This is a genomic window from Marinobacter sp. SS5-14b (assembly GCF_030541005.1).
Taxonomy (GTDB): Bacteria; Pseudomonadota; Gammaproteobacteria; order Pseudomonadales; family Oleiphilaceae; genus Marinobacter.
The window spans coordinates 18,069-33,223 of the sequence record NZ_JASSVM010000007.1 but is presented as its reverse complement, the minus strand read 5'-3'; the positions used below and the strand labels follow the sequence as shown (position 1 = coordinate 33,223).

General features: G+C 55.8%; 13 protein-coding genes. 12 read left to right on the top strand and 1 reads right to left on the bottom strand.

Annotation, left to right across the window (positions count from 1 at the left end; translation table 11 throughout):
* Positions 1–64: 64 nt before the first annotated feature.
* Positions 65–334 carry a 30S ribosomal protein S20 gene (gene rpsT, locus QPL95_RS14690; RefSeq protein ID WP_303291747.1) on the bottom strand — a complete coding sequence of 90 codons (270 nt, stop codon included), beginning with the start codon at positions 332–334 and terminating at the stop codon, positions 65–67.
* A gap of 267 nt (positions 335–601) precedes the next feature.
* Between rpsT and murJ the strand changes: the two genes are divergently transcribed.
* From murJ to QPL95_RS14630, 12 genes are all read left to right on the top strand, one after another.
* On the top strand, positions 602–2,191 hold the full coding sequence (gene murJ, locus QPL95_RS14685; RefSeq protein ID WP_303291746.1) for a murein biosynthesis integral membrane protein MurJ: 1,590 nt from the start codon (positions 602–604) through the stop codon (positions 2,189–2,191).
* A gap of 129 nt (positions 2,192–2,320) precedes the next feature.
* A complete protein-coding gene (gene ribF / locus QPL95_RS14680; protein WP_303291745.1) occupies positions 2,321–3,289 on the top strand; it encodes a bifunctional riboflavin kinase/FAD synthetase in 969 nt (322 codons plus the stop codon).
* A 34-nt stretch (positions 3,290–3,323) separates the two neighbouring features.
* On the top strand, positions 3,324–6,143 hold the full coding sequence (ileS, locus tag QPL95_RS14675; protein WP_303291744.1) for an isoleucine--tRNA ligase: 2,820 nt from the start codon (positions 3,324–3,326) through the stop codon (positions 6,141–6,143).
* On the top strand, positions 6,143–6,664 hold the full coding sequence (lspA, locus tag QPL95_RS14670) for a signal peptidase II (protein ID WP_303291743.1): 522 nt from the start codon (positions 6,143–6,145) through the stop codon (positions 6,662–6,664). Before ileS ends, lspA begins: the two co-directional genes overlap by 1 nt.
* A 9-nt stretch (positions 6,665–6,673) precedes the next feature.
* Positions 6,674–7,126 carry an FKBP-type peptidyl-prolyl cis-trans isomerase gene (fkpB, locus tag QPL95_RS14665; protein WP_303291742.1) on the top strand — a complete coding sequence of 151 codons (453 nt, stop codon included), beginning with the start codon at positions 6,674–6,676 and terminating at the stop codon, positions 7,124–7,126.
* A gap of 2 nt (positions 7,127–7,128) precedes the next feature.
* Entirely contained in the window at positions 7,129–8,079 is a 951-nt protein-coding gene (ispH, locus tag QPL95_RS14660; protein ID WP_303291741.1) for a 4-hydroxy-3-methylbut-2-enyl diphosphate reductase, read from the top strand.
* Positions 8,080–8,207: 128 nt separating this feature from the next.
* Positions 8,208–8,726, top strand: a complete 519-nt coding sequence (locus QPL95_RS14655) for a GspH/FimT family pseudopilin (protein ID WP_303291740.1) — start codon at positions 8,208–8,210, stop codon at positions 8,724–8,726.
* Between the two features lie 11 nt (positions 8,727–8,737).
* Positions 8,738–9,202: a type IV pilus modification protein PilV gene (gene pilV, locus QPL95_RS14650; protein WP_303291739.1), complete on the top strand. Its 465-nt coding sequence runs from the start codon at positions 8,738–8,740 to the stop codon at positions 9,200–9,202.
* Positions 9,199–10,287, top strand: a complete 1,089-nt coding sequence (locus QPL95_RS14645) for a PilW family protein (RefSeq protein WP_303291738.1) — start codon at positions 9,199–9,201, stop codon at positions 10,285–10,287. Before pilV ends, QPL95_RS14645 begins: the two co-directional genes overlap by 4 nt.
* Positions 10,288–10,303: 16 nt before the next feature.
* Positions 10,304–10,900: a PilX N-terminal domain-containing pilus assembly protein gene (locus tag QPL95_RS14640; protein WP_303291737.1), complete on the top strand. Its 597-nt coding sequence runs from the start codon at positions 10,304–10,306 to the stop codon at positions 10,898–10,900.
* A 32-nt stretch (positions 10,901–10,932) separates the two neighbouring features.
* The gene (locus QPL95_RS14635; protein WP_303291736.1) at positions 10,933–14,652 is read left to right on the top strand and encodes a pilus assembly protein; all 3,720 of its coding nucleotides are present in this window, start codon (positions 10,933–10,935) and stop codon (positions 14,650–14,652) included.
* A gap of 14 nt (positions 14,653–14,666) precedes the next feature.
* Complete coding sequence (locus tag QPL95_RS14630) at positions 14,667–15,134, top strand: type IV pilin protein (protein WP_303291735.1); 468 nt, start codon at positions 14,667–14,669, stop codon at positions 15,132–15,134.
* Positions 15,135–15,155: the final 21 nt, after the last annotated feature.

Below are 15,155 nucleotides of genomic sequence, written 5' to 3'. Positions count from 1 at the left end.
GGTTTCTGAATTCAACGCATAAAAAAAACCGGCTCGTAAGCCGGTTTTTTTATAAACGCTAGATTCAGGCAGCTTTCAGTGCTTTGATCTTGGCGTTCAGGCGGCTCTTGTGACGAGCAACCTTGTTTTTGGCAAAGATGCCTTTGTTAACCATGCTGTCCAGAATAGGCTGAGCCTGCTTCATGGCAGTCTGAGCTTCTTCGTAGTTGCCAGCATTGATTTTAGCGTCGACCTTTTTCATGTAGGTACGTGCCATGGAACGCAGGCTGGCGTTATGCTTGCGGTTTTTCTCGTTTTGACGAGCGCGCTTTTTGGCTTGCGGGGTATTTGCCACCGTAAAACTCCTGAAATTCGTTGCTATAAAAACGGAATATGTTTACATCGCGGGCGCGCCAAAACCAGCGCGTCGGAATAAATGACGCGGAACTATGCCGCTGAATCCCTGAAATGTCAAGGCTGACGCCGCAGTAATCCCTGCGTTGCAGAGCCCTGTGATACACTCGCCCATCGCCGCACAGGGCTTGCGCCGGTGATGATCGTTGCCCTGTGGATTACCGAAACGCCGTCCCGGCCCGAACCCTGAATTCTGGATTCTCAAAACATGTCTTCGGAACCGCAACCAACGCCGCCGCCATCAACCGTCAAAGAGCCACCCAAGGCGCCGGGATTGCTGCGCTCATCGGGCGTGGTTGGCATTATGACCATGATGTCCCGGGTGCTTGGCCTGGTGCGGGATATGGTGATTGCCCGCTATTTTGGCGCAGGTACCGCTGCGGACGCGTTTTTTGTGGCCTTCAAGATTCCCAACTTTCTGCGCCGGTTGTTTGCTGAAGGTGCGTTTTCTCAGGCATTTGTGCCGGTGCTGTCCTCGTACCGGGAAAATCGCGATATCACCGAGGTGAAGCGCCTGGTGAATGCAGTGGCAGGCTCTCTCGGGCTGGTGTTGCTGGCGGTCACTCTGGTGGCCATGCTGGGTGCGCCGGTCCTGACTGCGGTCTTTGCTCCTGGCTTTCTGGGCGATGAGGTGAAGTTTGCGCTGGCCAGCGACATGCTGCGGATTACCTTTCCCTATCTGTTGTTGATTTCGCTGACCGCTTTTGCCGGCGGTATTCTGAACAGCTACGACCGTTTTGCGGTGCCAGCGTTTACGCCGGTGCTGTTGAACCTCGCCATGATTGGCGCCGCGATTTTTCTGGCTCCCTTGATGGATGAACCGGTGATGGCGCTGGCCTGGGGCGTGTTTATTGCCGGGGCGCTACAGTTGTTTTTCCAGTTGCCGTTCCTGATGAAGCTCGGCCTGATGCCGCGGCCGCGGGTGGATTATCACCACGAGGGCGTCAGCCGGATTCTCAAACTGATGGTGCCGGCCCTGTTCGGTGTGTCGGTCAGCCAGATCAATTTGCTGCTTGATACGGTGTTGGCGTCTTTTCTGCAAACCGGCAGTGTTTCCTGGCTTTACTATTCGGACCGCTTGTCTGAGTTGCCGCTGGGGGTTTTCGGGATTGCGATTGCCACGGTGATCCTCCCAAGCCTGTCTCGAAAGCACGCCGCAGCGTCGGCGGATCAGTTTGCCGCCACTCTGGACTGGGCCGTTAGGGCGGTGCTGTTGATTGGTGTGCCTGCAGCGGTCGCACTGGCGCTGCTGGCTGAGCCATTGATCGCTACGCTGTTTCATTATGGCGAGGTGACAGACCGCGACGTGGCCATGTCGGCCCAGAGCTTACGAGCTTATTCGGCCGGCTTGCTGGCATTCATGCTGATTAAAGTGCTGGCGCCCGGTTTCTTTGCCCGGGAAGACACCAAAACGCCGGTCAAAATCGGTGTCATTGCCATGGTGGCCAACATGGCGTTCAACCTGGCGTTGATTGTGCCGCTGGCTCATGCTGGCCTGGCGCTGGCCACCTCAATGTCTGCCTGGTTGAACGGTTACCTGCTCTGGCGCGGTTTGCGCAACCAAGGGGCGTGGAAGAGTCAGCCGGGCTGGCCGAAGTTCCTGGTGCAACTGGCGGTCGCGAATGGGGCGCTGATCGCCGTGGTGCTGTGGCTGAATATGCCGGTTGCGGACTGGCTGGCGTCCACCGGCTTGCAGCGCACAGCCGATATGGCGGTTATGGTTGGAGCGGGCGTGGCGGCCTACTTTGTGGCTTTGATGCTTTCAGGCGTGCGCCTGCGTCAGTTCCGGCAGAAGTAAGCCGAATACAATGCCTTCTGCGATTTCTACCGCACCCTGTCCTGGGGTATAATCGCGCGTTTTCTCACCAGCGCATTACCTTGGGTATGTGCGCCAAAAAGCCAGCTGGCAAGTTAAGGTTCGCAGTACATGCGTCTGATTCGAGGCCTGACCAATCTTAAGCGCCTGTCCGTACAAGCGGATTCGCCGCTGGCCGATGGCTGTGTGGCCACCATCGGTAACTTCGATGGCGTACACCTGGGCCATAAAACCATTATCGATCAGGTGAAACAGAAAGCGGTTGAACTGGGCGTGCCTTCGGTCGTGATGATTTTCGAGCCGCAGCCCCGGGAGTTTTTTCAGGGTAAAGAAGCGCCACCTCGGCTGATGCCGTTTCGTCAGAAATTTCAGGCCTTGCTGGCGGAGGGCATCGACATGGTACTGAGCATTCGTTTCGACGATACCTTCCGCAGCTATTCGGCCATGGGCTTCGTGGAAGAGGTGTTAATCGATGGCCTTGCCGTACGTCATCTGGTCGTGGGTGATGACTTCCGCTTCGGCTGCGATCGCGCTGGCGATTTCCGGCTATTGGAGCAAGTCGGGCAGGAGCACGATTTTACCGTTGAGAATACCCGGACGGTGACGGTCGATGGCGAGCGCGTTAGCAGCACCCGGGTGCGCAATGCTCTGAATGTGAACGGCCTTGAAGAAGCGGAGCGCCTGCTGGGGCATCCTTATCGCATCCACGGTCGGGTGGTGTATGGTCGCCAGCTCGGGCGGCAAATCGGCGCCCCTACCGCCAATATCCTGCTGAACCGGATGCCGGCCTTGCGTGGGGTTTATGTGGTTCGGGCCCGGCTTGAAAGTGGTGAATGGCTGGATGGTATCGCCAACATTGGCCTGCGCCCCACGGTCGATGGCAAGCGGCCGTCACTGGAAGTGCACCTGTTCGACTATGCTGGCACACTTTATGGCCAGCATCTGGAAGTCGTGTTCCGCCATGGCCTGCGGGACGAAGTGAAATTCGACTCTGTTGACGAATTGCGGCAACAGATTGCCCGGGACTTTGAACATGCCCGGGCCTGGCTGGCAAGCAACCCTGCTACGCCGGAAACCTGATTCAACTGACCAACCAAAGAGTACGCACACACCCATGAGCGACTACAAGCATACCCTGAATCTGCCGGACACCGCCTTCGCCATGCGCGGCAACCTGGCCAAGCGAGAGCCGGACATGCTCAAGCACTGGCAGGACCTCGATGTGTACGGCAACCTGCGCAAGCAACGCGAAGGCCGGGAAAAGTTCATCCTGCACGATGGCCCTCCCTACGCCAACGGCAGCATTCACATCGGGCATGCGGTCAACAAGATTCTGAAAGACATGATCGTGAAATCCCGCAGCTTTATGGGTTTTGATGCACCCTACGTGCCGGGTTGGGATTGCCACGGACTGCCGATCGAGCACAAGGTAGAGCAGGAAATCGGCAAAGCCGGCGTGAAGGTCGACTACAAAATCTTCCGCCAGGCCTGCCGCGATTACGCCGCCAAGCAGATCGAAGGTCAGAAAGCCGACTTCATTCGCCTGGGTGTGATGGGCGAGTGGGACAAACCCTACCTGACCATGGACCCGAAAGTAGAAGCGGGTATTGTGCGGGCGTTGGGCAAGATCGTGGCCAAGGGCCACTTGGTGCGTGGGTTCAAGCCGGTTTACTGGAGTGTGGTTGGTCAGTCCGCACTGGCAGAAGCCGAGGTGGAATACCAGGACAAAACCTCGACCCAGATTGATGTGCGCTTTACCGCCGTGGATCAGGATGCTGTCCTCAAAGCCTTTGGAGCCGACGGCGGCCAGGGTGATGTCTCCCTGGTGATCTGGACCACCACCCCCTGGACCATCCCCGCCAACCAGGCGGTGTCCATCGGTGCCGATATCGAATACGCACTGGTACAGGTAGATGTGGGCCACGGCGAAGAGCGCATGATCCTGGCCACCGACATGGTGCAGGGCATCATGGCTCGCTGGGGCGTGGAAGACTACCAGGTGCTGGCCAACGTGGCCGGTTCCGCGCTGGAAAACCAGCTGCTGCACCATCCGGTGTACGACAAGCAGGTGCCGGTGCTGCTGGGCGATCACGTCTCCCTGGACGCCGGTACCGGCGCAGTTCACACCGCGCCAGACCACGGTATGGAAGACTTTGAAGTAGGCAAGGCCTACGGCATTGGCACCATCAACCTAGTCAAAGCCGACGGCACCTACACCGAAGCCGCTGGCGAGTTTGCCGGTGTGCACGTGTACAAGGCCGATGAGCCGGTGTGCGCCGCCCTGGAGCGTGAAGGCAAGCTGGTCAAAGCGGAGAAGTTTCGCCACAGCTATCCGCATTGCTGGCGCACCAAAACCCCGCTGATCTACCGGGCCACGCCGCAGTGGTTCATCAGCATGGACAAGCTCAACCTGCGTGCCGATGCCCTTGAAGCGATCAAAGGCGTCCGCTGGGTGCCGAGTTGGGGCCAGAATCGCATCGAAGCCATGTTCCAGCAGAGCCCGGATTGGTGTATCTCCCGTCAACGTACCTGGGGCGTACCGATCACCCTGTTCATCCATAAGGAAACTCAGGAACTGCACCCGAGCACCCAGGCCCTGATCGAAAAAGTGGCCGAAGCGGTAGAGGCCGGCGGCATCGATGCCTGGTATGACATTGACCAGGCAGAACTGCTGGGTGCAGATGCTGACCAGTACGAAAAAGTGCTCGACACCCTGGATGTCTGGTTCGATTCTGGCGTCACCCACGATTCGGTACTGCGCGTTCGGGAAGAGCTTGGTCAGTTCCCGGCCGACTTGTACCTGGAAGGTTCGGACCAGCATAGAGGCTGGTTCCAGTCGTCCCTGAAAACCTCCATCGCCATGAACGGCGTAGCCCCTTACAAGCAGGTGCTGACCCACGGCTTTACCGTGGATGCCAAGGGCTACAAGATGTCCAAGTCCATGGGCAACGTCATCGCCCCCCAGGAAGTGATGAACGAGCTGGGTGCGGACATTCTGCGGCTGTGGGTCTCGGCCACCGACTACAGCGGTGAGATGAGTGTTTCCAAAGACATTCTGCGCCAGACTGCAGACGGCTATCGCCGTATCCGTAATACCGCCCGCTTCCTGCTGAGCAACCTGACCGGCTTTGATCCGGAGCAGCACACGGTAGCGCCGGAAGACATGATTGCTCTGGATCGCTGGATGGTCGACCGCGCCCTGCAGTTGCAGGAAGAGCTCCACGAGGATTATCAGAATTACGCGTTCCTGCGCATCTACCAGAAGGTGTACAGCTTCTGCGAGGCCACCCTCGGCGGCTTCTACCTGGACATCATCAAGGACCGCCAGTACACCACCCAGGCTGACAGCCTGGCCCGGCGCTCCTGCCAGACCGCCCTGTACCATGTGGCCGAAGCCCTGGTGCGCTGGATTGCGCCGATCCTCAGCTTCACCGCGGACGAAATCTGGCAGCACCTGCCGGGCAAGCGCGGCGACACTGTGTTCTACGAAACCTGGTACGAAGGTCTGACTGCGCTGCCGGAAGACTTCGAGCTGGGTCGCGACTACTGGCGCGAAATCTATGCCGTGAAAGAAGCCGTCAACAAGTGCCTGGAAGAGGCCCGCGCCCGAGGTGAAATCAAAGGCTCATTGAGTGCCGAAGTTACCCTTTACTGCGAGGGCCAGTTGGCTGAGCGCTTGAATCGCCTGGGCGAAGAGTTGCGCTTTGTGCTGATCACCTCCGAAGCCACGGTAAAGCCGGTCAGCGAAGCGGTGGGCATGGAGCAGACCAACCTGGAAGGCCTGTTGGTGAAAGTCGTTCCCGCCAGCCACGGCAAGTGCGAACGCTGCTGGCATCACCGTGAAGACGTTGGCCAGCATGAGGGCCACAGCGACCTGTGCGGCCGCTGCGTGACCAATGTCGATGGTGCGGGCGAAACCCGCGCCTACGCCTGATGGATGCGGTTATGGCTGAGGGCAGGGAAGGTAGCAAGCTGAAGTGGTTGTGGCTGGCGGTGCTGGTGATCGTTGTTGATCTTGGCACCAAGGCCATGGCCACCGCGATGCTCACCTACGGCAACCCGGTACCGGTTTTGCCCAGCTTCAACTTGACCCTGCTGCATAACACCGGCGCTGCGTTCAGCTTTCTGGCAGACGCCGCTGGCTGGCAGCGTTGGTTCTTCGTCACCCTCGCCCTGGTGGTCAGTGTGGTGCTGATCGGCTGGCTTAGAAAACTCAAAGCCCATGAAACCTGGAGCGCCATCGCCATCGTACTCATTCTTGGTGGCGCCATTGGCAATGTATACGACCGGGTGGTGCACGGTTACGTGGTGGATTTCTTGCATTTTTACTGGCAGGACTGGCATTTCCCCGCGTTTAACCTGGCGGATACCGCCATCACCCTCGGCGCTGCCATGATGATTCTCGACGTATTCCGCAAACCCGCTGAAGATGGCGGCGATGCAAAACCGGAGTAACTGATTGCTATGAAAGAACTGCCAATCGAAAAAGGCACCCGGGTAACCCTTCACTTTTCCCTGAAGTTCGAAGACGGTGAAACCGTAGACTCCACCTTTGATAAAGAACCGGCCACACTGGAAATCGGTGACGAAAATCTGCCTGAAAACTTTGAGGCCTATCTCATTGGCCTGAAAGCCGGCGATCACCAGACCTTTGAAGTGCTGCCAGAAAAAGCTTTCGGTCAGCACAACCCCAGCAACATCCAGACCTTCAAACGCCACGAATTCAGTGCCGATATGGTCCTGGAGAAGGGCGTTGTCATCTCCTTTGCCGATGCCCGCCAGCAGGAGCTGCCCGGCGTGATCAAACGCGTGGAAGGCGACCAGGTGGATGTGGACTTTAATCACCCGCTTGCAGGGCATACACTGAGCTTTGAAGTGCAGATAATTGATGTGGAACCAGCAGGGCCGACTCACTGACTATGCAAATCCGACTCGCTAACCCCCGTGGCTTTTGTGCCGGCGTAGACCGCGCCATCGAAATCGTAAACCGCGCGCTGGACGTGTTCGGTGCGCCCATCTACGTGCGCCACGAAGTGGTCCACAACAAGTTCGTGGTCAGCAACCTGCGGGAGCGCGGCGCGATCTTTGTTGACGAGTTGGACGAAGTGCCGGATGACAAGCTGGTGATCTTCAGCGCCCACGGTGTTTCCCAGGCGGTTCAGAACGAAGCGGCCAAGCGTGGTCTGAAAGTCTTCGACGCCACCTGCCCGCTGGTCACTAAAGTGCACATGGAAGTGATGCGCTACAGCCGCGACGGACGAGAGTGCATCCTCATCGGCCACCATGGTCACCCCGAAGTCGAAGGCACCATGGGGCAGTACGACCACAGCAACGGCGGTGATATCTACCTGGTGGAAGACGAGGCCGACGTAGAAACGCTGGAAGTGAAAGACCCAAGCCAGCTGGCCTACGTCACCCAGACCACCCTCTCCATGGACGACACCGCCCGGGTGATCGACGCCCTGCGCGCCAAATTCCCGAAAATCGAAGGCCCCCGCAAAGACGACATCTGCTACGCCACCCAGAACCGACAGGATGCTGTCAAACAACTGGCCGGCGACTGCGACATCATGTTGGTCGTGGGCTCCCCCAACAGCTCCAACTCAAACCGGCTGCGGGAGCTGGCCGAGCGCATGGGCACCCCCGCTTACCTGATCGACGAAGCCGGCCAGATTGACCCCCAGTGGCTGGAAGGTAAAACCGCCGTTGGTGTAACTGCCGGTGCTTCTGCCCCGGAAGTGCTGGTGGCGGATGTGATTAATCGCTTGAAGGAGTTGGGTGGACAGGAGCCACAGGAAGTCGCCGGCAGGGAAGAGAATATTGTGTTTTCAATGCCTAAAGAGCTGCGGATTGATGTGGTGAATGTTTGACGTAGTTCAAGTTTTTCATCACAGCAATCCACTTGTCTGAGAGAAGCCGCCACTTGTCGACATCAACTGGCGGTTTTTTTGTACTCTCGTATTCTACCAATATGAAAAAATATTCAGGGAGCTGGTTCATGCGCAGGTTCACAACTCAGCGCGGATTTACTCTGATCGAGTTGCTTATCGTCATGGTGTTGCTGGGGATCACGGCGGCTATCGCGGTCCCGAACTTCAGCCGGATGATTGATAGCAATCAGAGAGCCTCAACGGCTAACGACATATCCGGGCTTCTTAATTTTGCCAGGGCTGAAGCGATTCGTCGGGCCAATGGTGTTGTCGTATACGCCCGGGACACCGGCGATACCTCAAGAGGCTATGAGGTTTGCGTTCGCGCCTCACTGGCAGCCTGTAAGGCGGGAACAGCCAATGCGGAACAGCTTCTGAGAACCACCAACGATTTGCCCGGATCCGTTACCTTGAGCCAGACCACGCCGGCCACTGCGGCAGACCTTGTTTTCAATGGACGCGGAATGGCGAATCAGCAGTTTGTATATCGGCTGTGCGGTCGCTCGGGTACGCCGGCCGTGGATGTCGAAGTGAATCTGGGCGGGCAAATCCGCATCAATGACAACACCAACGCAACTTGTCCTTGAGGGAGCTTGTCGTGACACTGTATCACTCACCCATTCGCAGCACACAACGAGGATTCTCGTTGATAGAGGTGCTCATTGCAGTATTGATTCTGGGTATCGGGTTACTTGGGGCCGCGGCGCTCCAACTGCTATCGCTGCAGAACATCAGTAACGCGGAACTTCGGACTCAGGCAACCTTGTTTGCCCAGGAACTCAGTGAACTGGCTCGAACCGTCAACGATCCAACGACTTATGTAGCGTCGGCTGGAGATACCGCTTCCTGCGGGTCGCTATCGGGAGAATTCAAACTGTGGTGCGATGAAATGTCCCACACGCTGCAGGGCTCGACGTTTACTTCTGCCTGGGATGCGACCAACCGGGAGTTCACAACGACCATTACCTGGCCTGAGCGAATGATGTATCTCGACGCCAGCGGCAACAACGCGGCAGGTGAAGGCAGCTCCAGTTACACACTGATTACGAGGTTTGCACAATGATTGCCATAGGCAAACAATCTGGCCTCACTCTGGTTGAACTTCTGATTGCGTCAACCTTGGGCTTGCTGTTAACGCTTGGGGTTGCTCAATTGTTCGTCAGCAGCAGCGACTCCTTCCGGATGGCTGAGTCAATTGGCAGGATGCAGGAGTCCGGCAGGATGGCTCAGGATATTCTTGGTCGAACGATTCGAAATGCGGACTACTGGGGCTGCCTTAACTTTGCGGAAGTAGACAGTGTTCTTGATGAGACTCACGCCAACTTTGACCCGGGCCTGCACGATTTTTCCAGTCCCGAAGCTATTCAATTTGCGATTGGAGACGGAACAGATGCGGCTGCTGGAACCGTGGCTATCGAGCTGAAGGGCGCTCGTAGCCCGGGCATCAGCATGACGGGTATGAATGCATCTTCTGCAGTAATTGACGTGTCTTCTTTGCCCTCGGGTCTTTTGGGCTCCGGCGGGGTGGTACTGCTGACAGATTGCGCCAACGGTGTTGTATTCCAATTGTCTGGAGTGAACGAAACCTCTCTCAAGCTTCAGCACAACACAGGTAACAGCATCGTACCCGGTAACATCAAAAGTGGCGGCGGTTGCCCTAACGGCAGCAGCTCTGCCAATTGCTTCCCTGATACCTACACGTCAGGGGATATTTTTGTACCCTTCTCTGAGCGTTATTTCATTCAGGATAACGCCGGTCGAAGATCAATGGTTTTTGAAGGTATTGGTGGTACCGGCGTCGCTAATACCCAAGAAATTATTGCTGACGTGATCGATATGCAAGTGCAGGTGGGTTCTGGTCCTCAGGGCGATAACATTATCAATAACTGGCAAACCCTGACAGCGGCCAACCTTGCGACGATTAACGATACCTCAGTGACCTATGTGAAAGCGGTCAAAGTCAGTCTGCTGGTGCGTAGCCCGGAAGATGATGTTGCCGGCAGCCTGCAGAGTGCTTGCTATCCGGCATGGTCCGATTGCAGTGGAGGCGATAACTGGACGCCTGCATCCGCAGCTGACCGTCACTATTACCGTGTTTATACTTCAACTTACAGCGTCCGCAATCGGTTGCTGAATACAGGTCCGTAACCGGAGGAGAGTGTTAATGACGCGACCCATGCAAACATTGTCCAGCTCTCCCGATGCCCAGTCAGGTGCAGCGCTTCTGGTGAGCCTGGTTATTCTTCTGGTTTTGACGGTGCTTGCGCTATCAAGCATGCAGGGAACAACGACTCAGGAAAAAATGGTGTCTTCCCAACGGGATGCGCAGATCGCCCTTGAAGGCGCTGAGGCAGCGCTTGTAGCCGCCGAGACTGAGCTAAGCGGTGGTACGGTACCAACCTTCCAGGCGTCTAATGGCCTGTATGATGAAACAACTCTGCCCCCCAGCGCGGTGCTGGACCCACAAACCTGGGTAGCGCCATCGGGAGGTGGTCATGGCAATGGTACTCGTGCGGCGCCTATGCCTCAGGATAATTCCGGGCAGCCTTTGCTGGCAGAGGCACCCAGGTACTTCATAAAGGCAACGCCTGCAACCGGCAGTGCACCATCCGCAGGCTTCGGTTTGGGCGCCGGTGGTGTCGGGGACGGTGTTCAGGTGTCCGGTTCCAACGGCAAGGTGTACCGGGTGGTTGCGTTCAGCAGCGGTGCGTCGGGCCAGGCGGCCCGAGCGGTAGAAGCATATATTATCCGGGCTCAGTAAATATTGCGTGACCATTCACGTGGAGAATGACTATGAAAATGAATCCGTTTTTTCGCCAGGGATTAAAAAGTTGCCTGGTCGCAATGTTTATTGCCGCGCCAGCTACAGGTTGGTCCGCTTCCGTTACTGACCGGCCTTTGTTTATCGATGCTGCGGTTGATCACAACTTGATGTTTGTGGTCGACGATTCGGGAAGTATGGATTATGAAGTCATTGCGCCTGAAGTTGGGGTGGCCAGTGCGGTTGACTCTGGCTACATTTTCTATCCCGGTGATGAGTCGGGATCTTATGGAAACGGCCGACAATACAAAACAGGTAAGCGGTTGGTCAGTAATAATTTTAGGAATTTCGAAAAGCGATATTATTATCTGCGCTCTCCGGGTTATAACCTTCAATACTACGATCCGAACGTCGACTATTCTCCTTGGCCTTCAACGTCTAGTCGCACGTTTACCAATGCTAGCATCACTAATGCTGAACTGGACCCTGGGCTTACAAATACCCTTTCATTCGATTTAACGAAAAAGGGGGAGCTGGGTTTAGGAAACGATGATGTTCCCGCGACGGTGTTTGTGCCAAATAAAACCGCTGAAGTGTTTGATGTCAGTGCGAGCTATCAGGCTTGTGCTTCGGAGTGGGACGGCATTACCAACAACGGATATTGTTACAAACAAGACCAAGTAAGAGTTTGTGGCTTTTGGGGCTGTTATTGGGATACGCAAACCACTTATGCAAACAGTCCACAGCCGATTTTGGCTAGCGAAACCAAACTGTTTTCATGTTTGAAGCCGGCGTCCAACGAGTACGATGATTGGCGCAATGAGAACAAAACCTATCGGTTCAAGGATTCAAGCGGTGTTCAGATCCCAACTCGTAACATGGGCTTTGCGCCAGACGGGGCTTGTATTCAACGGCTTGAGTTGGTGGCGGATGCAGGCGGATTGAACAAAACCGACGTCTATGCGGCTCTCGGCGGTGAAGGTAGTGTGGACGATTTCTTTGCAGATCAGCAGCAAAACTTTGCAAACTGGTTTTCTTATTACAGACGTCGTCATCAGGCAATTCGTGCGGCGATCGCCGAGTCTGTCCAAGGCCTTGAAAACATGAGGCTTGGGGTTTTCTGGATCAATAACCGAAGGGACATGGATGGCAAAATTTACGACTCTGACTCCCAGATTGGGAACTTTCTGGATGACCATTATGGCCAGTTTGATGACGGAAAATGGAGCGGTGGGGGCACACCTAACCGCCTGGGTCTCCAAAATGCAGGCATACAGTACGCAAAAACGGCTGTAAGAGGCAGCCTGGAGTGTCGCAGCAACTTTACGCTGCTTTTTACGGATGGTTTGTCGAACCAACACAATACCAGTTCAATTTCCGCCGACAATGCTGACGCGAATGCGGCTGCGCCTTTTGGAAACAAAAAGTATTCCGATACCTTGGGAGATATTGCCTATTACTACAATCAGGGGCTGAGGAACGCCAGTGGCGGAGTCATTCCTGGCGGCGAGGTTCGTCTGGATCCGGCTTGCGGCACTGGAGCGGAAAAGCCCTGGATGGATTGCAACTCTGAATATCACATGAATACTTACACGGTTGCCCTTGGCCTTCAGGGTGAAAAGTATGCCGGGATTACGCATTTTGATGTTCAGGATGCGCATGACTCGAATCCTGCCTGGGGTTCAGTGAGCATGAGCTCGACTGACAATGCCGCTCAGATAGACGACCTCTACCATGCGGCAGTTAATGGCAAAGGTGAATATTACGATGCAAGGTCTACCGAGCTGCTTGTAAAGTCGTTGAAAGGGGCTGTCGGAAAGATCAAACAGCAGCTTGGTAGCGGCTCAAACGTAAGCTTCAACACTACCTCGCTCAAGAGTGGCGGATACATTTTCAGTGCCCAGTTTACCTCTCAGGTATGGTCGGGAACGCTGCGAGCTGAAGCTATCGACAAGGATGGCGTGGTCAGCAGTCAGATATGGGATGCGGCAACTCAGTTGAATGCTCGAGATCTGCAGGCAAACCCTCGCTTGATACTGACTAATAACGGAAGTGGCGTTGAGTTTGCTTGGGCAAACCTGACGACTACTCAGAAAAATGACTTGAAGGCCGGGGGTGTAGATGCTCTTGGTCAAGCTCGGTTGTCTTTTCTGCAGGGTAACGAGATTGTGAGTGCCGAAGGAGTAACCTTTCGGGATCGTAAAAGCCGTCTTGGTGCCATCGTAAATTCAGCTCCGGTATACGTGGGCGAACCCAATCGCATCTGGCCGGATAAGACCATGTTTGGTGCGGCCCCATACAGTGCCTTCAAAACCAGCATGAAGAGCCGTACCAAAGCGGTTTATGTGGGTGCCAATGATGGCATGCTGCATGGGTTTGATGCAGGCACCGGTGAAGAAGTCCTGGCATACATTCCGAGTTTCCTGTACTCGACGGACGCAAATAAAGGCCTGAGTGCGCTGACGGATCCAAACGTGGATTATCAGAGTTATGTCGATTTGCCGCTAAACACGTCCGACGTTTATGTGGATGGTGCCTGGCGTTCGATCGTGATTGGCGGTTCCCGCGGTGCTAAACCAGGTATCTTTGCTCTTGATGTGACAGACCCCTCTCAGTTTTCGGCCGCGAATGCAGGCTCTACGGTGATGTGGGAGTTTTCCGGAGACAGTAACCTCGGCAACCTGACGGAGGCCGTTCAGATTGCGCTGTTGAAATGGGCGGATGGCGACTACCGTTGGAGTGCTGTCTTCAGCAATGGTTACGGCGCGCCGAGTGGCAAAAATGGTTTGTTTGTTCTCGACATTGAAAATCCGTCCGACAACAAATTTATTGAGTTGGGCAGTGGTAGTGGTCTTTCTCCAGCAAGGCTTGTGGATAACGTGGATGCTGCGGGTGACCCGAACAGTGATGGTGTCGCCGACCGGGTGTACGCGGGTGATCTGGAAGGCCGCCTGTGGGCAATCGATCTAACTGGCGGCAAATCTGCATGGGATGTTGATCCTAATGGTGCGCCTCTGTTCGTTGCCAAAGATAGCCTTGGCAATATTCAGCCGATCACAGCTCAGCCGGACATTGCCAGAAACACCTTCAAGACAGACCTGAACGATCCGAATTTGCTGGTGTTCTTCGGTACAGGTAAGTACCTGGATGCCGGCGATATTCCGGCGGCAGGGGCAACGCCAGCTACTCAGACGTTCTACGGTATCAGCGATCGAGGTACGGCGGTGGATACCAACAACAATGGCCTCAGCCGGGATGACTTGGCCGAACGCACGGTTACCACGGGCTCCGTGACTGTTGACGGTGTGCAGGTGCCGGCTCGTAAAACCGACGGCGCAAAGCTCGATTGGGCAACCGATTTTGGCTGGTATGTGGATTTGCCGAGTTCGGGTGAGCGAGTGGTCGAATCACCGGCGGTTCGCGGCAGCTATGTGGTCTTTGCCTCAACCATACCGGTAGGCGGTGACCCCTGTGGTGGCGGCGGTAGCTCCTACCTGACGGCGCTTCAACTGGACGGCTCCACGGATTCCAGTAAATCCATCATCGATGTGAACAACGATGGCAAGCTGGACGGGGATGACCAGGGCTGGGCAGGTGTGTTCTACGGAGATGGTATTATCACGGGATTGGCGTTCATCGATAACATCCTGATGGCGCCGGACACCAGCGGCGGAAAAACGCCATTCCTGACGGACTTTGGTGCAGGACTGAGTGGCACCAGGCGTGTTGGCTGGCACGAGATCATTGACTGAGTGATGGATAAACTATGACTAACAATGTTGTAACGGGCCTGGTTGCCAGGCCCCTGGGTTCTCGAGGCTTTACGCTGATTGAATTGATGATCGTGGTGGCCATCATCGGAATCCTGGCTGCTATCGCTTATCCATCCTATCAATCGTCTGTTGAGAACAGTCGCCGGGCGGATGCCCAAAGTGCGTTGACGGCCTTCAGTGGTCGGATGGAACGGTATTACACAGATAACGGTAATACCTATCTGGGCGCTGCTGCAGGTGGCGCCAATACGGGCGCCCCTGCGATTTTTCCAACGGAAGCGCCTTTGGACGGTAGCGTGAAATTCTATGATCTGACCATCAGTGCGGCGACCAGGAACAGCTATACGCTTTTGGCCACACCCAAAGGCGCCCAGGCTGGAAATGGTCCGTTGCGTCTGTTATCGAACGGTGTGCGCCAGTGGCAAGCGGATGGCACCAACTGGGTGGAGTGGAATAACTAAATCTGCTGTCTTTATCAAAAG